This is a genomic window from Flavobacterium aureirubrum, assembly GCF_038739835.1.
GTDB classification, from domain to species: domain Bacteria; phylum Bacteroidota; class Bacteroidia; order Flavobacteriales; family Flavobacteriaceae; genus Flavobacterium; species Flavobacterium aureirubrum.
In genome coordinates this window covers 16,127-34,318 of record NZ_JBCGDO010000010.1, presented here as the reverse complement: position 1 = coordinate 34,318, position 18,192 = coordinate 16,127, and the positions used below count along the sequence as shown (strand labels likewise).

Here is an 18,192-nt window from a genome sequence, read left to right as displayed (position 1 = left end):
AAAAAAATAGTACTTAACGATTAATCCGCTATCTTAAATAAAAACGTGTAAAAACGAACTGTGCTCTTTTTCAAATTTCTAAATGCTTTATTTTCATTTTAAAAGAAAAGGTATAATATTTATGAAGATGATAATTTTTGTGTCTACAAATACTGTAGTATTTAAAAGTTGATTATTTTTGAAACTGATTTTTATCAATTAAATAAATGTACAATGTATCACTCGAAAATAAATGGTTTAGGATTTTATGTTCCAGATAATATAATTACCAATGATGATTTGTCCAAAATTATGGACACAACAGATGAATGGATTCAAGAAAGAACTGGAATAAAAGAAAGAAGACACATCATACGTGGCGAAGATACAACAACATCCATGGGTGTAAAAGCTGCTAAAATTGCAATTGAACGTTCAGGATTAGCTAACGACGATATAGATTTTATTGTTTTTGCCACTATTTCACCCGATTATTATTTTCCTGGTCCAGGAGTTGCTTTGCAAAAAGAATTAGGTTTGAAAACAATAGGAGCATTAGACATCCGAAATCAATGTTCAGGTTTTATTTATGCTTTGTCTGTTGCCGATCAATATATAAAAACTGGCATGTACAAAAACATATTAGTTGTGGCTTCAGAGTTGCAGTCTTTAGGACTTGATATGACAGATAGAGGAAGAAGTGTTTCAGTCATATTTGGTGATGGCGCTGGCGCAGCAATTCTTTCGAGAGAAGCAGATTTATCTAAAGGAATTCTTTCCACGCATCTACATTCAGAAGGTGAACATGCCGAAGAATTGGCTGTTTTAGCGCCAGGAATGGGTGGAAGATGGGTCACTGATATTGTGGCAGATAATGACGTAAATGATGAGAGTTATTTCCCAAGAATGAACGGACAGTTTGTTTTTAAAAATGCTGTAGTTCGTTTTAGTGAGGTAATTTTTGAAGCTTTACAGGCCAATAATTTACAGGTTTCAGATATTGATATTTTAATTCCGCATCAAGCTAATTTGAGGATTTCTCAGTTTATACAGCAAAAGTTCAAATTGACAGATGATCAGGTTTTTAATAATATTCAAAAATATGGCAATACCACTGCAGCATCTATTCCAATTGCTTTAACTGAAGCATGGGAACAAGGAAAGATAAAATCAGGCGATACAGTAGTGTTAGCTGCTTTTGGAAGTGGATTTACTTGGGCAAGCGCATTAATCAAATGGTAGTTTAGCGTTTTGATAAACTAAAAAAAGTTTTATGAAGTGGTTTCATAAAACTTTTTTTAGTTTAGGATAAAAAGTACTTTAAATTTTGGCAAATCGTTATACTATTTCGCAATATTCACCGCTCTTGTTTCTCTGATTACAGTAATTTTAACTTGTCCTGGATAGGTCATTTCTGTTTGAATTTTTTGGGAAATTTCAAAAGAAAGACTGGAAGCCAATTCATCACTTACTTTTTCACTTTCTACAATCACACGAAGTTCGCGTCCTGCTTGAATGGCATAGGCATTTTTAACGCCGTTAAATCCAAAGGCAATATTTTCTAAATCTTTTAATCGTTGAATATAAGAGTCTAAAACTTGACGTCTCGCGCCAGGTCTAGCTCCAGAAATCGCATCACAAACTTGAATAATTGGAGAAATTAAATACTTCATTTCAATCTCGTCATGATGCGCTCCAATTGCGTTGCATACTTCTTCTTTTTCGCCAAATTTTTCTGCCCATTGCATCCCTAGTAAAGCGTGCGGCAAATCGCTTTCAGTATCAGGCACTTTACCGATATCGTGAAGCAATCCCGCTCTCTTTGCTAGTTTAACATTCAGACCTAATTCAGCTGCCATAATCCCACAGAGTTTAGCTACTTCACGAGAGTGCTGCAATAAATTTTGTCCATACGAGGAACGATATTTCATTCTTCCCACAACCTTAATTAATTCTGGGTGCAGACCATGAATTCCTAAATCAATAACGGTGCGTTTACCTACTTCTATAATTTCATCATCAATTTGTTTCGTTGTTTTAGCAACTACTTCTTCAATTCTAGCTGGGTGAATTCGACCGTCAGTAACTAGTTTGTGTAAAGATAAACGAGCAATTTCTCTTCTAACTGGGTCAAAACAAGATAGGATAATTGCTTCTGGTGTGTCATCTACAATTATTTCAACTCCTGTTGCAGCTTCAAGGGCTCGAATGTTTCTTCCTTCACGACCAATAATTCTGCCTTTCACATCATCTGACTCAATGTTGAAAACAGAAACGCAATTCTCAACTGCTTCTTCGGTTCCAACACGTTGAATAGTGTTAATAATTACTTTTTTAGCCTCTTGTTGTGCAGTTAACTTGGCTTCTTCGATGGTGTCTTGGATGTGAGACATCGCCTTAGTTTTGGCTTCTGCTTTTAAACTTTCTATTAATTGCTCTCTGGCGTCTTCTGCTGATAGACCTGAAATCACTTCAAGCTGTTCAACCTGACTTTTGTGAAGCTTTTCAAGTTCCTGTTGTTTTTTATCTAAAAACTCAATTTTAGCGGCATACTCAGTTGTTTTAGCTTCAAAATCGTCATTTATTTTTTTAGCTTTAGCTAATTCACTGGAAACTTGTGATTCTTTATCACGTGTTCTTTTTTCAACTTCGGCAATTCTTTTATCTTTATTTAAAATCTCTTTTTCGTGTTCTGATTTTAGTTCTAAAAATTTTTCTTTCGCCTGAAGAAGTTTGTCTTTTTTAATATTCTCTGCTTCAAGATTAGCATCTCTGAGTATTGATGCAGCTTCTTTTTTTGCATTTTTCACCATGTTCGAGATATTGCTTTTCTCTAAGAATTTTGCAATGCCAAAACCTCCGCCAATTCCTGCGACTAACGCAATTATTATAAATGTAATTTCCATTTTTTTAGTATTAATTATAAATAAAAAAGCCTACATCAGGTGAATGCATAAACTCGTAAGGACAAGTTTTGAGCTAACTCGTTGGTCAAGTTTCCACGATATAGTGGCATGCTTTAGTAACGACGATTCGCTCATTTTAAATTGTTAGTGTTGAGTTTACCAATTAAAATCTAATGTAGGCAGTGTTGTATTTCTATGTAAAGAACGTTATTTTTTTTCGAGATAATCGAATAATAAATCATTAATTTTCTTCAACCTTTCAAGAGTTTCAGTACCATCGATGGCATTACTTAACTGCTTTTGCTCTACTTGTGAAGCAAACTGCAGAGCACACATGGCTAAAACATCTTGTTTATCGCGAACAGCATAGTTCTCTTCAAATTGCTTAATCATTACATCAATTTTTTTGGAAGCACTTCGCAGTCCTTCCTCTTGTGACATGTCAACTGTTAAAGGATAAACTCTGTCTGCAATTGATAATTTTATTTTAAGCTTTTCACTCATGCTTTAATCTGATAACTGCGCAATACAGTAATCTATTTCTCGAATTAATGAATTTATTTTAAGTTTTGTATCTCTTTTATTTTCATCACCGCCTAATAATGAATTTGCCATTTTGAGTGAATTACATTCCGATTTCAATTGTTGAACTTCGTCAGATTGTTTTACAATGATTGCCAAAGCTTTTTCTAATTCGGTCGATTGTTGAATAGACTTTTTCTCTAAACTATCTATTATAATAAGAAGCTTTCCTAGTCTATCTTCAACAGAATTAATTATTTCGGCAATTTCACTCATGAATTTTTATTATTCATTACACACTTCACAAAGTTAGGATTCTATTTTGTTTTCGCAATTTTTTTGTTAATTATTTATTTCTCTTTTTGCTGGCAATGATAATGTTTTGTCTATTAGCTTATTATAAAAATATAAATTTTATTGTAATTATTTACTCACATTCATTATCTTAGCATAAATATCAAATTATGAAAGTAATTCTTTTATTTTTTTTAATTGCTACAGTCGTTCAAGGTCAGAATTTACATCCAAAAGATTATTTTCTTTCACCCTTGGATATTCCTTTGCAACTCTCAGGCAATTTTGGTGAATTAAGACCCAATCATTTTCATGCGGGATTTGATTTTAAAACACAAAAAGTAGAAGGTTTTAAAGTCTACGCTTCTGCTGATGGTTATGTTTCTCGGATTAAAATTGCTTTTTCGGGCTATGGACAAGCAATATATATCACGCACCCAAATGGTTATACGACAGTATATGGTCATTTGCAATCAGGATTTGGAGAAATTGAAAAATTCATTAAAAAAGAACAGTACAAGGCCAAATCATTCGAGATTGATATTTATTTGAAACCTACAGATTTATTGGTTAAAAAAGGCGATGTAATTGCTTTTTCTGGAAATACAGGCGGTTCTGATGGACCGCATTTACATTATGAAATCAGAGATACGCAATCTGAAAAAATAATTAATCCGATGTATTTTGGTTTTGACAAGGTAATACTTGATGAAAAGCCACCAATAATAAATAGTCTTTGGGTTTATCCGTTAGACGAAAAAGCAATTGTTAACCAGTCTAAAAGACCAATTGCTGTCAATTTATCATTGCAGTCTGACGGAAGTTATATTGCTGAGAAAATTTTTGCTACAGGAAAAATTGGTTTTGGTATCGTTACTTATGATTTTGATAATGTTTCGTGGAACGCCAATAGTATTTTTAAAATACAAACGTTTTTAAATGGAAAATCGGCTTTCAAATATCAATTTGACACGTTTTCGTTTGATGAAACTCGATATGTAAATGCTTTAATTGATTATAAACGATACAAAGAGTTAGGCCAGCGTGTGCAAAAGTTGTTCATGACTAATCCTTATCCGTTGAGTATTATAAAATCAGATGAACAGCACGGCATTGTATCACTAAAACCTGATTTAGCTCAAATGTACCGCATTGAAGTTTCTGATTTTCAAAACAACACCACTAAAATATTTGTACCAATAGAATATTCGCCTCGAGTGGCAAAATTACTCGAGGAAGACTCTCCCGGAAAATATCTAGTCAAAGCTGGTAAGGATAATATATTTGCTACAGATAATGTTACTGTTACAATTCCGGCTAATACGTTTTTAGACGATTTTAAAATGAATTTTGCGGTTAGTAATGGAATTCTAAAACTTCACGACGATATTGTTCCTGCATTTAAAAATTTTCAAATAACTTTTGAAGATAGCATTTCCTCGGCCGTCGACCACGAAAAAATATTTATAGGTTCAATTAGTGGCAAAAAAATTTACTACAACAATACTAAACGATTTAAAAACTCGTTTACCATTTACACCAAATATTTAGGAGATTATATGCTTTTTAAAGACACCATTGCACCTAAAATTAAAATGAGTAAAAGCATTGAAGGCAAATGGATTACTAAACAAAGCGAATTGCAATTTACTATTTCCGATGATTTATCAGGTATCAAAAGTTACGATGGCTATTTGAATGGGAAATGGATTTTATTGGAATATGATAGCAAGACAAATAAACTGGTTCATCATTTTAGTGATGGTGTGGCAACTGATGGGAAGAATGATTTAAAACTTGTCGTTACTGATAATGTTGGAAATTCTTCTATCTTTGAAACACATTTTTTTAGAAGTCAAAAACATTAAATTCATAATTTGAGAACAAATAAATATTTTTTTATCTTCTTCTTTTTTGCAATTTGTAGCATTACACTAGCACAAAATCAAACAGCGAAAGTAGCAGGTATAATCCTCGACGAAAACAACTTACCAGTTGAAAATGTTAATGTAAGTTACCAAACAAAGACATCAACTACAAGTGCAGATGGGTTTTATGAATTAACAGTGCCAGCCAATCAGCGAATAGTTTTGGTTTTTACACATATTTCTCTAAAAAGTATTACTGCCACCATTCAACTTAAACCTGGTGAAAACTTTGAGTTTAATGTAGTGATGAATGACAAAGCAGAACAATTGAATGATGTCGTTATTACAAATGACAGAAAAAGAGTGCAAGGAATTACTACCATACAACCAGAAGTAATCAGAAGAAATCCTAGTGCCAATGCCGGAATTGAAAGTGTATTGAAAACATTTGCTGGTGTAAATTCTAATAGTGAATTGAGTACACAATATGCCGTTCGTGGTGGAAATTATGATGAAAATTTAGTTTATGTTAATGAAATTGAAGTCTATCGTCCATTTTTAATTCGTTCCGGACAGCAAGAAGGATTGAGTTTTACAAATACCGATATGGTTCAGAATGTTGACTTTTCGGCTGGTGGTTTTCAAGCAAAATTTGGCGATAAATTATCCTCAGTTTTAGATATTACCTATAGAAAGCCTACAAAATTTGGTCTTGCAGCTGAAGCAAGTTTCCTTGGTGGAAGTGTGACGGCAGAAGGCGTTTCTAAAGACAAAAAATGGTCTGCGATTGGCGGAATACGTTATCGTGATAACTCGTTATTAGTAAACAGTCAAGAAACGCAAACCAATTTTAGACCTACATTTGCTGATGTACAAGCCAATATCAATTTTACTCCTAATAAAAAGTGGCAGTTTAGTTTCCTTGGAAATGCATCCCAAAATGTGTACAACTATCAACCGCTTACACGCCAAACAAATTTTGGTACAATAGATGAACCAATAGCATTGCAGGTTTTTTATCAAGGTCAAGAAAATGACCAGTACCAAACACTTTTTGGTGCTTTCAAAAGTACTTTCACGGCCAACGAAAATTCTATTTACAAATTTATAGGTTCTGTTTATCATACCAAAGAACAGGAATATTTTGATATTTTTGCAGCCTATTTTTTAGGCGAAGTCGATAGTAATATTGGTTCAGAAAATTTAGGAAATGTTGTTTTTAATCGTGGTATTGGAACACAATTAAATCACGCCCGGAATGATTTAGATGCCTTATTTGTAAATGCAGAAATCAAAGGAACTCATTTCATAAAAGACAAAAAACATCAAATAGATTGGGGTTTTAAATATACTAGGGAAAATATTAGAGACAGATTAGTAGAGTGGGAAGTGATTGACTCGGCTGGTTTTTCTATTAATCCGCCAATTTTAGATTTTCCAAATGACCAACCTTACACACCTTACACTGGACCTTTAGCGCCATTTCAAAATGTGAGAGCTACCAATTTTATTGACATCAATAGATTTTCGGGTTATGCACAGTGGAATACAAAAACTTCTTTTGGCAATAATCAATTGTGGATAACAGCTGGTGCTCGTTTTCATCATTGGATGGTTTCCGGTCGAGGAATTTCGGGAGGAAAGGCACAAACTGTTTTTAGCCCAAGAGCACAATTTGCTTTAAAACCCGATTGGGACAAAGACATGTTGTTTCGATTGTCGTTAGGATATTATCATCAACCGCCATTATATCGTGAGCTAAGAGATTTTGATGGAGTTGTAAATCCTAATGTAAAAGCACAACAATCCATACACTTTGTTTTGAGTAACGATTATAATTTCAAGATGAGTAATCGGCCTTTTAAGCTGGTCACGGAAGCGTATTATAAATCAATGACAGATGTAAATACATACACACTTGAAAATGTTAGAATTCGTTATCGTGCTAACAATAATGCCGAAGCTTATGCCTACGGATTGGATATGAGATTAAATGGCGAATTTGTGCCAGGAACAGAGTCTTGGTTAAGTTTTGGCTACATGAAAACCGAGGAAAACCAAGACAATCGAGGTTTCATAGCTCGACCAACCGATCAAAGATTAAAGTTTGGTATATTGTTTCAAGATTATATGCCGAATTTGCCTAACATGAAATTGTATCTGAATTTAGTTTATAACACAGGTTTGCCTGGTGGTTCGCCTTCTTACGCTGATGCTTATGAGTACCAAAATCGTTTACGCGATTATCGTCGTGCCGATGTTGGATTTTCTTATGTTTTTACTGAAAAAAATAATGAAAGACCAGAAGGACATTGGTTGCGTAAATTCCAAGATTTGTCATTAGGTTTTGAGATTTTCAACCTTTTCAACAATCAAAATGCGATAACCAATACTTGGGTTCGCGATGTATATACTAAAAACCAATATGCAATTCCCAATTTTATGACAACTCGCGTTTTCAATATAAGATTTACGGCTAAATTGTAGATATTATTCACTATTTTTGACTTAACTAAAAAAGTTTTCCCATGAATAAATCTTTGCTGTTTATTTCTTTACTTACCATATCTTCATTTTTAAGTTGTAAAAATGAAGAGCTAGTTAAACCGAAGGTAACTTATGATAATCTTTCAAAAACAAAAGGCGAAGTTATTAAAGACACAACACAAATTGAAATTGCCGATCTTCCTGTTTTGATGGAAGGAACAAATTATTTAATTTTCCCCATTGGAACTGTAGTTAGCGATAGAAAAAGTACTAAATCTTCCTACGAAGCAGGAACAAGTTACACGGTTTCTAATTATGGTGAATATCAAATTACGGGTTTTTTAAAAAATTTAAAGTTTCAGGAAATAGGTAAAGACAGTATTTATGCTTTAAGTGAAAAGCCAATTTTTATTGAAACAGCAACCTATTTAAAACCAATAGCCGATAAAAATAGACTGCAATTATTGTTATATACATTGTCTGATTTAGACACCAATAAGGACAAGAAAATAGATGAAAATGATGTGAAATCATTGTATCTAAGTGCTATTTCTGGAAAAGACTTTATTAAAATTTCTCCTGATTTTCAAGAGTTGATTGACTGGAAATTAATAGACAGCAAAGCGCGATTATATTTTAGAACTACCGAAGATTCTAACAAAAACGGTGAATTTGATAAAGAAGATAAACTACACTATTACTTTTTAAATCTTTTAGACAAAGAAAAGAAAGTTCAAGAATACAAGCCTGTTTAGTGTTCATTAAAAAAATCTGACCTACTCAAACGACTGCATTGAAACCAATTTAGAATACGTTCCGTTTTGCGCTAAAAGGGCTTCGTGTGTTCCCTGTTCAACAATTTTTCCTTTTTTCATAACTACTATGACATCTGCTTTTTGAATCGTTGAAAGGCGATGTGCAATAACAATAGAAGTTCGATTTTGCATCATATTTTCCAGCGCTTGTTGCACTAACCTTTCGCTTTCGGTATCCAATGCAGATGTGGCTTCGTCCAAAATCATAATCGGTGGATTTTTCAAAACTGCTCGAGCTATAGATAATCGTTGTTTTTGTCCACCAGAAAGCTTGTTTCCGCTATCGCCAATATTGGTTTCAATTCCATCTGTTAAATCTTTCACGAATTCATAAGCGTTTGCCACTTTTAGTGCAGCAATAACTTCTTCATCCGTCGCCTCTGGTTTTCCTAATGAAATATTTGCTTTGATAGTATCGTTAAACAAAATGGAGTCTTGTGTAACTAATCCCATCAAATCGCGCAAGGATTGCAGTTCAATACCTTTTAGATCTGTGCCATCAATAGAGATATTACCTTCACTTACATCGTAAAAACGGGTTAGTAAGTTAGCAATCGTACTTTTCCCACTTCCCGATTGACCCACAAGTGCGACAGTTTTTCCTTTTGGTATTTCAAGCGAAAATTCTTTCAGTACGTTTTCATCTTCATATCTAAAGTTGATGTTTTGAATAACTATTTTGTCATCAAAAGTTACTTTTTTTATTGCGTTTGGAGCATTTGTAATAGTGTTTTCAACTTCTAGTACTTCAAAAACTCGCTCTGCAGCTGCCAATCCGTTTTTTACCATGAAAGAGGCTTTCGAAATCGCTTTAGCAGGTGTTAAAATATTATAGGCCAATCCTAAATAAACAATAAATAAAGCACCATTTAAACTTTTATCAACCAAAACTAAATTCCCACCATACCACAGTAATATTGAGATGACTATAATGCCCATAAATTCGCTCAATGGTGTGGCTAAATTGTTTTTTTTACCTATGTTATTGTCCAATCGCATTAAGCGACTTATTGAATTGTTGAATAGAGATTTAAAATACCCTTCAGAATTATAGCTTTTAATTACTTTCAGTCCTGTTAATGCTTCTTCTACCGTTGAAATCAAATAGCCATTTTCTTCTTGTGCTTTTTTTGATTTGGCTCTTAAACTCTTACCTATTTTTGAAATTACAATCCCTGAAACGGGGATGAATATGAAAACGAACATCGTCAACTCAAAGCTTATTTTAAGCATGGCAATGATAGCAAAAACTATTGTTAACGGTTCTTTTATTATCAATTCTAAAACTACGAAGAAGGAATTTTTAACTTCATTAACATCTCCTAACATTCGAGCCATAATGTCACCTTTTCTTTTTTCGGAATAGTAGGAGACAGGCAAATCAATTATTTTGGAAAACATTTTTTCTCTTAAATCTCTTAATACTCCATTTTTAATTTTCATTAAATGTTGTGAAGCGAGATAGTTGAAAAGATTTTTAAATAGGAAAGTCGATATAACAAGAGCTACAGTTAATAAAAGAGCATACTGTACACCATTTTCGTTGGATAACTTGGTAATATAATATTGTAAATATTGTTTGCCATAACTCCCTATTTCAGTGATACCATTATATTTTGGCAATTCATTTATCTTTTTATTCATCTTAAAAAGCACTTCCATCAACGGAAAAAGTGCCACAAATGACAAGGTGCTAAAAAGAGCATAAAGCACATTGAAAATGATATTCCAAACAACATTGCTTTTAAATTTTAAGGCAAAAGGAATTATTTTTTTTAAATTTTCATCCATTAGTTGAGTTGCATTTCTTTGATGATTTGTTGGATATTTGAACTTAATAATTCTTCTGCATATGGAATTTCAGAAATGTCCATTACTTTTGTATTCACACTAAAATAAAACTTGATTTTTGGCTCTGTTCCACTTGGTCGTGCACAAATTTTGGAACCATCTTCTAGATAGTAAATCAAAACATCTGATTTAGGAATGTTTAAAGTTTCAGTTTCGTTTGTCAATAAATTTTTTGCGGTTGAATTTTGATAATCTTCAACCATAATTACACGTTGACCATTTATTTCTGAAAGTGGATTTTCTCGTAAGTCAACCATCATTTGCTTGATTTCATTGGCACCTTCAATTCCTTTTTTAGTAATCGAAATTAAATGTTCTTTATAAAAACCATAATCCACATAGATTTGCTGTAGTTCTTCATAAACTGAACTTCCTTTTTCTTTGGCTTGTGCTGCAATTTCACACATTAATAAAACGGCACCAACAGCATCTTTATCACGAACCGCATCGCCAACCATATAGCCAAAACTCTCTTCGCCACCACCAATAAATTGTAAATCAGGAAAATCTTTAATAAACTTAGCAATCCATTTAAAACCCGTCAAACCTACTTTGCATTCCACATTATAAGCGGAAGCTAATTCCAACATCATTGGCGTAGAAACTATTGTTGATCCAATGAATTGTTTGCCATTGATTTTTCCTGACTTTTTCCATTGTTCTAAAAGATAATGCGTCATGACAACCATGGTTTGATTTCCATTGAGTAACTGCATTTTTCCTTCATTATTTCTAACTGCAACTCCAAGTCTGTCGCTATCAGGATCAGTTCCAAAAACAATATCAGCATTTAGTTTATCGGATAAAGCCAATGCCATAGTCAACGCCTCTGGTTCTTCGGGATTAGGAGATTTTACCGTTGGGAAATTTCCATCGGGAACAGCTTGTTCGGCAACAATATTGACATCAGTATAACCAGCGTTTGCCAATACATTGGGAACTAATTTAATAGATGTTCCGTGCAAAGAAGTATAAACAATTTTTAAATTTTCTTTGGCTTTCGCCGAAGTATTAAAACTCGCATTTTCTATTGTAGAATTTATAAACGCTTTATCAACGGCTATGTCAATATATTCAATTAAACTGTCGTTGGCGTCAAATTTTATTTCACTGTACTTCAAGTTTTCAATTACCTGTATTATTTCTTCGTCTTGTGGTGGCACTAATTGTCCACCATCCTGCCAATATACTTTGTAACCATTGTACTCAGGCGGATTGTGTGAAGCGGTTAAAACAATTCCGGCGTGACAATTCAAATATTTTAAGGCAAAACTCAATTCGGGTGTCGGACGCATTTCTGAAAATAGATATACCTTAATACCATTTGCCGAAAAGACATCAGCAACCACTTTTGCTAAAGTATCACTATTGTGACGACAGTCGTAAGCAATGACTACTTTCAATTGTTCATCAGGGAAGGATTTTTTTAAATAATCTGATAATCCTTGTGTGTTTTTGCCCAAAGTATATTTGTTGATACGATTGGTTCCAACACCCATTATTCCTCTCATTCCACCAGTCCCAAATTCCAAGTTTTTATAGAAACTCTCTTCCAAATTCTTTGGTGAAGTGGTCATCATTTCTACAATTTGGTCTTGTGTTTCTTTGTCAAACGAAGGTGTCAACCATTCATTTACTTTGTCTAAAATGTTTTTTTCGATGTGCATGTTATATTATTTTTTGAAACCAATTTTATTTCTTTCTGCGGTGGAACTTCCATTTTTATCCTTGTCAACCAAATAATTTAAAGCTTTATAAATATCGGGGAATTGACTTTCTATTTCTTCAATTCTAGTTTTAAGTTCAGCATAAGTTAAAGAAAATTGTCTAATTGTAACAAACGCTCTAATTATTGAAATATTTATTTCGATGGCTTTTTCACTATTCAAAATACTTGATAACATTGCTATTCCCTGTTCTGTGAAGGCAAAGGGCATGTATCTAATTCCTCCACGGTTTGAGGACGCAATTTGCGTCCTCAAACTATTAAATTCAATTTCAGTAAGTTCAAACATGAAATCTTCTGGAAAACGATTTATGTTTCTTCTAACTGCTTCTTTAAGTCTTTTGTTTTCAACATTATATAATAAAGCTAAATCAAAATCAAGCATGACTTTATGACCTCGAATTTCATGAATTTTATTTTGAATAACTTCTAATTCCATATTTTTAAAATGTTTGAGGACGCAAATTGTGACCTCAAGTTTAACTAGAAATTCACTTCACTTGATATTTTATAACGTTCTTCATTATTTTTGGTCCGAAGAATTATTTCACCCAAAAATCCTGCTAAGAATAATTGAGATCCAATAATCATTGCAGTTAAGGCGATATAAAACAAAGGATTTTCGGTCACTAAAACTGTTTTATATCCCGAATATAGTCTGATGAGTTTAATAGAAATTATAAACCCCGTGGCTAAAAACCCAATGATAAACATCAAAACACCACCAGCGCCAAAAAGATGCATGGGTCTTTTTCCATATTTTGATAAAAACCAAATTGTTATCAAGTCGAGAAACCCGTTGATGAAACGACTAACACCAAATTTCGACTCGCCATATTTTCGAGCTTGATGTTTGACCACTTTTTCGCCAATTTTTGAGAAACCAGCATTCTTCGCCAAAACTGGAATATAACGGTGCATTTCTCCCGAAACTTCAATATTCTTGATTACCAAATTTTTATACGCTTTTAATCCACAGTTAAAGTCGTTGAGCTGCACTCCAGAAGTTTTTCTCGCTGCCCAATTGAATAATTTAGAGGGTAAATTTTTAAAAACAACTGAGTCATAACGCTTCTTTTTCCAACCAGAAACCAAGTCAAATTTTTGCTTGGTTATCATTTCGTATAAATCGGGAATCTCTTCGGGACTATCTTGTAAATCGGCATCCATTGTAATAACCACATCGCCTTGTGCTTTGGCAAATCCGGCATGTAAAGCTTGTGATTTACCAAAATTTCTCATAAAACGAATACCTTTCACGTTAGATTTTTCTTGTGAAAGGTTTTCGATTATTGTCCACGAATTATCAGTACTTCCATCATCAATGAAAATAATTTCATAAGTATAATTATGGGCTATCATCACTTTGACAATCCACTGATGTAATTCTGGTATAGATTCTTGCTCGTTTAAAAGCGGGATGATTATGGATAAATTCATTTATAAACTTTCGTCCGATTTTGATTTGAAAATAGCCGCTAAAATTAAACCGAAAATAGCATGAAAAACTAAACCTAGGGCAAAGCCAAACATTAAACTACCTAATGAATAGTTATCAGTTTCGGCTGCTTTTTGCATAGCTTCGTTTACTGCTGCTGGTGGTGCACCAAATTTTTCCATCATATCTGACGTATACTTCAAAGTAATTTCTTTGATTGTCTCTTTAGCTTGTGGATCGATAAAATTGAATAGTACATACTCATAAATTTTGGAAATAAATGAGCCAATTAAAGCTGCAATAAAGTAAACTTTAAAGGCATTTTTAAAAACTAAAACACCATTTAGTTGCTTTTTTGTTTTTGAAACTAATACAACACCAACGATAATAGTAACCAAAATCGCAACTATGCCAATCCACCAACTTGTAAATAATTGCAAGTCAACAGCGTAAATTGTTGTAGTGATTAGAAGTGAAAATAATCCTAAGATAATTCCAAAAGTAATTCCGTTTTTCTTGATAATTTCATTCATAGTTTTAAGTTTTAAATATTTAACAAATATATGTAATTCCTATAGTATGTAGGAAACATTTAAAAAAAGTTACATATCGCTTTGATTCTTATAAAATAGTTGTATTTTTGCCAACTCAAATTTAAAACTATTAACAAAAGTTGTAGTTTGTTTATACCTTTTTTGATGAAAAGCTTCAAAACAAATTACTTCATAACAAATAAAAGATTTACACAATGAAACAAGGAATTCACCCAGAAAATTACAGATTAGTTGCTTTTAAAGATATGTCTAACGAAGATGTGTTTATTACTAAATCAACGGTAGAAACTAAAGAAACGATTATGCACGAAGGTGTTGAATATCCAGTTTTTAAAATGGAGATTTCAAGAAGTTCTCATCCTTTTTACACAGGTAAATCTAAGCTTATCGATACTGCAGGTCGTATTGATAAATTTAAAACTAAATATGCGAAACACGCTAAATAATTTTCGAACCTTCGGGAAAAGTGTTGCAAATTTTTACAAACCTTTCATTTTAATGGAAGGTTTTTTTATGAACCAAAGTTTTGTAACTTTGAAATATGATTGAAAGTAAGAGTTGAACCTTAAACTTTTAAACTTTTAAACCCTTAAACTTTTATAATGAATTACATACTTTTTGACGGAACCGTACGCAATGCTTTACTTCCCTTTACATTCACTCGTCCTGTTGGCGATATTCGCATTGGTATTCTAACAATTCGCGAAAAATGGGAAAAATATTTAGGTTCAACTACAACCACTGTAACCGAAGAATACCTTTCCGATAAATATCCAATGGTAGAAATGGAAAATAATGTTATGATTAACGCTGCTTATTTGCCTAATGCAATTTTAGCTGAAATGGTCAAAAGTCTCGAAAAAAATCAAGCTATTTTTCAAGGTGATGCAGTAATTGCTTTTTATACTAATGATACTCAGGAAGAAGTTGATTTTGACAATTATGAAATTATTGATTTTGATCAAGATTGCATCACCGTTGAACATACTTGGGATATTTTTGCCAAAAACGATGCGGCTCTTCGAGAGGATTTTGAATTGGTAACCGAAGACAGAAAATCGCAGCCTATCCCAAAATCGGTTAATGTAATTTCATCTGAAAATATTTTTATTGAAGAAGGAGCAAAGCTTGAATTTGTGACATTAAATGCATCAACTGGACCCATTTATATTGGTAAAAATGCCGAAATTATGGAAGGTTCAGTCATTCGTGGACCATTTGCTTTATGCGAGTCAGGAAGAGTAAAATTAGCATCAAAGGTTTATGGAGCTACAACAGTTGGTCCACATTCCGTCATTGGTGGCGAAGTAAGTAATTCTGTTTTATTTGGCTATTCTAATAAAGGTCACGACGGATTTTTAGGCAATGCAGTACTTGGTGAATGGTGCAATATTGGCGCAGACAGTAATAATTCAAACTTAAAAAACAACTACGAAGAAGTGAAACTTTGGAGTTATGAAACCGAGAATTTCGCTAAAACCGGACTGCAATTCTGTGGATTAATGATGGGTGACCACTCTAAATGTGGTATTAACACTATGTTTAATACAGGAACAGTGGTTGGTGTTTCTGCAAATATTTTTGGAGCAGGTTTTCCTAGAAATTTTGTTCCAAGTTTTTCTTGGGGTGGAAGTTCCGGATTTACAACTTATTTGACTTCCAAAGCTTTTCAAACTGCAAAAATCGTAATGGCAAGAAGAAATGTAGAATTCTCAGAACAAGATGCTAAAATTTTAGAACACGTTTTTGAAGAAACAAAGAAGTATAGAAAAGAGTAGTTTTTGTAAAAATTATGTAACCGCAAATTCGCAGATTTTATAATTAATTCGCGAATTTGCGGTCTTTTGTTTTTCAGCGTTTTATAAATAGAAATTTTGTGCGTAATTTTGCAATCTCAATTTTTTGACAACGATTTCATTAGTTGAGTTTACTTATGGAAAATAAAAAGAAAGTTGCATTCTACACTTTAGGATGCAAATTGAATTTCTCCGAAACCTCTACCATCGCGAGAAATTTTCAAGACGAAGGTTTTGAAAGGGTTGATTTTGAAGAAGTTGCCGATATGTATGTAATCAATACTTGTTCGGTTACCGAAAACGCAGACAAACAATTCAAGCAAATTGTAAAAAAAGCCATGAAACTCAACGACAAAGCATTTGTTGCTGCCGTGGGTTGTTATGCACAATTAAAACCCGAAGAATTGGCTGCGGTTGATGGTGTAGATTTGGTTCTTGGTGCTACAGAAAAATTCAAAATCACCGATTATATCAATGATTTGACAAAAAACGATAGGAGCGAAGTGCATTCCTGCGAAATTGAAGATGCTGATTTCTACGTAGGAAGTTATTCTATTGGCGATAGAACGCGCGCTTTTTTAAAAGTGCAAGATGGTTGCGATTACAAATGTACTTATTGCACTATTCCATTAGCGCGTGGAATTTCTCGAAGTGATGCTTTAGAAAATGTGTTGAAAAACGCCTACGAAATTTCGCAACAAGGGATTAAAGAAATTGTGCTAACTGGAGTAAATATTGGTGATTATGGCAAAGGAGAATTTGGCAACAAAAAACACGAACATACTTTTCTAGATTTAGTAAAAGCGTTGGACGAAGTTGAAGGAATTGAACGCTTGCGAATTTCATCTATTGAACCCAATTTGTTGAAAAACGAAACCATTGAATTTGTTTCAAAAAGCAGAACGTTTGTACCACATTTTCATATTCCATTACAATCTGGAAGTAATGAAATTTTGGGTAAAATGAAACGCCGTTACCAACGAGAATTGTATGCCGAAAGAATTTTAAAAATTCGTGAAGTAATGCCTAATGCATGTATTGGTGTTGATGTAATTGTAGGTTTTCCTGGTGAAACTGATGCCCATTTTCTCGAAACGTATCATTTCTTAAATGAATTAGATATTTCTTATTTACACGTTTTTACTTATTCTGAACGCGATAACACCGAAGCGGCAACTATGGAAAATGTAATTCCGATGAATGTTCGTTCCAAAAGAAGTAAAATGCTTCGCGGATTATCGGTTAAAAAACGCCGAGCTTTCTACGAAAGTCAAATAGGAACAAACCATACAGTGCTTTTTGAAAGTGAAAATAAAGAAGGTTACATTCACGGATTTACAGAAAATTACGTAAAAGTAAAAACACCTTGGAATCCTGAATTAGTGAACACATTACATGATATTAATTTGACTAGAATTGATGAAGATGGTTCTGTTCGAATGGATTTTTTGAATATTGAAGCTTAAAAAAAAATCCTATGGACTGACAAACTCTAGTCAAGCTTGTCATTCAGTAGAAATTTCAAAATATTTATCCTGTTATAGTCTGTAAAATCAATGTTTAATACTTATAATGAAATCGAATCTTAGTAATTCTAAAAACATTTTCGCCATACTGTTCAATAAATTCAAATTTATGTCGTCCAGGATGTTTGAAATCTATAAGTTTTTCTGAGGCAATTTCAAAATAGTTTCCATTTCCTTCAAACATAAATTTCCCGCCATTGTTTCGATATGCTGAGCGAATAAGGTTAAACTCAGATAAATTCCACGTTGTTAAGGCAGCGTTGACATTATCCATTTTAGAAAATAATCCAGAAGTAATTTCGGTTTTGCTCCCATAATATTTGTCTATGGTTTCAAAAAAGGTAATGATATTGGCTTTTAGTTCATCAGAAATCATCGCATAAAAATATATAAAAAATCCCAAATTCAATTTAGATAACTAGAATTTGGG

General features: G+C 33.1%; 16 protein-coding genes and 1 other RNA gene. 7 read left to right on the top strand and 10 right to left on the bottom strand.

All coding sequences use genetic code 11. The features are described from left to right. Nucleotides 1–213: 213 nt before the first annotated feature. Entirely contained in the window at nucleotides 214–1,221 is a 1,008-nt protein-coding gene (locus WFZ85_RS08920) for a 3-oxoacyl-ACP synthase III family protein (protein WP_342695946.1), read from the top strand. Nucleotides 1,222–1,322: 101 nt separating this feature from the next. On the opposite strand, the gene rny is transcribed toward WFZ85_RS08920, so the two are convergent. The 4 genes from rny to WFZ85_RS08900 all read right to left on the bottom strand — a co-directional run bounded on the left by rny (nucleotide 1,323) and on the right by WFZ85_RS08900 (nucleotide 3,683). Beyond that, entirely contained in the window at nucleotides 1,323–2,885 is a 1,563-nt protein-coding gene (rny, locus tag WFZ85_RS08915) for a ribonuclease Y (RefSeq protein WP_342695945.1), read from the bottom strand. A 49-nt stretch (nucleotides 2,886–2,934) separates the two neighbouring features. After that, nucleotides 2,935–3,041: non-coding RNA, 6S RNA (gene ssrS, locus WFZ85_RS08910), on the bottom strand. 51 nt (nucleotides 3,042–3,092) lie between these two features. After that, entirely contained in the window at nucleotides 3,093–3,389 is a 297-nt protein-coding gene (locus WFZ85_RS08905) for a cell division protein ZapA (protein WP_342695944.1), read from the bottom strand. A gap of 3 nt (nucleotides 3,390–3,392) precedes the next feature. Further along, nucleotides 3,393–3,683 (bottom strand): hypothetical protein, encoded by a 291-nt coding sequence (locus WFZ85_RS08900; protein WP_342695943.1) that lies wholly within the window; start codon nucleotides 3,681–3,683, stop codon nucleotides 3,393–3,395. A 188-nt stretch (nucleotides 3,684–3,871) separates the two neighbouring features. Between WFZ85_RS08900 and WFZ85_RS08895 the strand changes: the two genes are divergently transcribed. The 3 genes from WFZ85_RS08895 to WFZ85_RS08885 are packed head-to-tail and all read left to right on the top strand — an operon-like array spanning nucleotide 3,872 to nucleotide 8,811. Continuing rightward, entirely contained in the window at nucleotides 3,872–5,569 is a 1,698-nt protein-coding gene (locus WFZ85_RS08895) for a M23 family metallopeptidase (protein ID WP_342695942.1), read from the top strand. Nucleotides 5,570–5,578: 9 nt separating this feature from the next. Beyond that, nucleotides 5,579–8,056, top strand: a complete 2,478-nt coding sequence (locus WFZ85_RS08890) for a TonB-dependent receptor (RefSeq protein ID WP_342695941.1) — start codon at nucleotides 5,579–5,581, stop codon at nucleotides 8,054–8,056. A 41-nt stretch (nucleotides 8,057–8,097) separates the two neighbouring features. After that, complete coding sequence (locus tag WFZ85_RS08885; protein ID WP_342695940.1) at nucleotides 8,098–8,811, top strand: hypothetical protein; 714 nt, start codon at nucleotides 8,098–8,100, stop codon at nucleotides 8,809–8,811. Between the two features lie 21 nt (nucleotides 8,812–8,832). Here the strand turns inward: WFZ85_RS08885 and WFZ85_RS08880 are convergent, their stop codons facing one another. The 5 genes from WFZ85_RS08880 to WFZ85_RS08860 are packed head-to-tail and all read right to left on the bottom strand — an operon-like array spanning nucleotide 8,833 to nucleotide 14,419. Further along, nucleotides 8,833–10,662, bottom strand: coding sequence for an ABC transporter ATP-binding protein (locus tag WFZ85_RS08880; protein ID WP_342695939.1), 1,830 nt, complete (start codon nucleotides 10,660–10,662; stop codon nucleotides 8,833–8,835). Next, on the bottom strand, nucleotides 10,662–12,389 hold the full coding sequence (locus WFZ85_RS08875) for a phospho-sugar mutase (protein ID WP_342695938.1): 1,728 nt from the start codon (nucleotides 12,387–12,389) through the stop codon (nucleotides 10,662–10,664). Before WFZ85_RS08875 ends, WFZ85_RS08880 begins: the two co-directional genes overlap by 1 nt. Nucleotides 12,390–12,395: 6 nt before the next feature. Then, nucleotides 12,396–12,887: an ORF6N domain-containing protein gene (locus WFZ85_RS08870; RefSeq protein WP_342695937.1), complete on the bottom strand. Its 492-nt coding sequence runs from the start codon at nucleotides 12,885–12,887 to the stop codon at nucleotides 12,396–12,398. A 44-nt stretch (nucleotides 12,888–12,931) separates the two neighbouring features. Next, nucleotides 12,932–13,888 carry a glycosyltransferase family 2 protein gene (locus WFZ85_RS08865; RefSeq protein WP_342695936.1) on the bottom strand — a complete coding sequence of 319 codons (957 nt, stop codon included), beginning with the start codon at nucleotides 13,886–13,888 and terminating at the stop codon, nucleotides 12,932–12,934. Beyond that, nucleotides 13,889–14,419, bottom strand: coding sequence for a DUF4199 domain-containing protein (locus tag WFZ85_RS08860; RefSeq protein ID WP_342695935.1), 531 nt, complete (start codon nucleotides 14,417–14,419; stop codon nucleotides 13,889–13,891). 215 nt (nucleotides 14,420–14,634) lie between these two features. Between WFZ85_RS08860 and WFZ85_RS08855 the strand changes: the two genes are divergently transcribed. The 3 genes from WFZ85_RS08855 to mtaB all read left to right on the top strand — a co-directional run bounded on the left by WFZ85_RS08855 (nucleotide 14,635) and on the right by mtaB (nucleotide 17,702). Further along, entirely contained in the window at nucleotides 14,635–14,886 is a 252-nt protein-coding gene (locus WFZ85_RS08855; protein WP_342695934.1) for a type B 50S ribosomal protein L31, read from the top strand. Between the two features lie 156 nt (nucleotides 14,887–15,042). Continuing rightward, nucleotides 15,043–16,218, top strand: coding sequence for a GlmU family protein (locus WFZ85_RS08850; protein WP_342695933.1), 1,176 nt, complete (start codon nucleotides 15,043–15,045; stop codon nucleotides 16,216–16,218). 155 nt (nucleotides 16,219–16,373) lie between these two features. Further along, on the top strand, nucleotides 16,374–17,702 hold the full coding sequence (gene mtaB, locus WFZ85_RS08845) for a tRNA (N(6)-L-threonylcarbamoyladenosine(37)-C(2))-methylthiotransferase MtaB (protein ID WP_342695932.1): 1,329 nt from the start codon (nucleotides 16,374–16,376) through the stop codon (nucleotides 17,700–17,702). Between the two features lie 94 nt (nucleotides 17,703–17,796). Here the strand turns inward: mtaB and WFZ85_RS08840 are convergent, their stop codons facing one another. Next, nucleotides 17,797–18,165 carry a hypothetical protein gene (locus WFZ85_RS08840; RefSeq protein WP_342695931.1) on the bottom strand — a complete coding sequence of 123 codons (369 nt, stop codon included), beginning with the start codon at nucleotides 18,163–18,165 and terminating at the stop codon, nucleotides 17,797–17,799. Nucleotides 18,166–18,192: the final 27 nt, after the last annotated feature.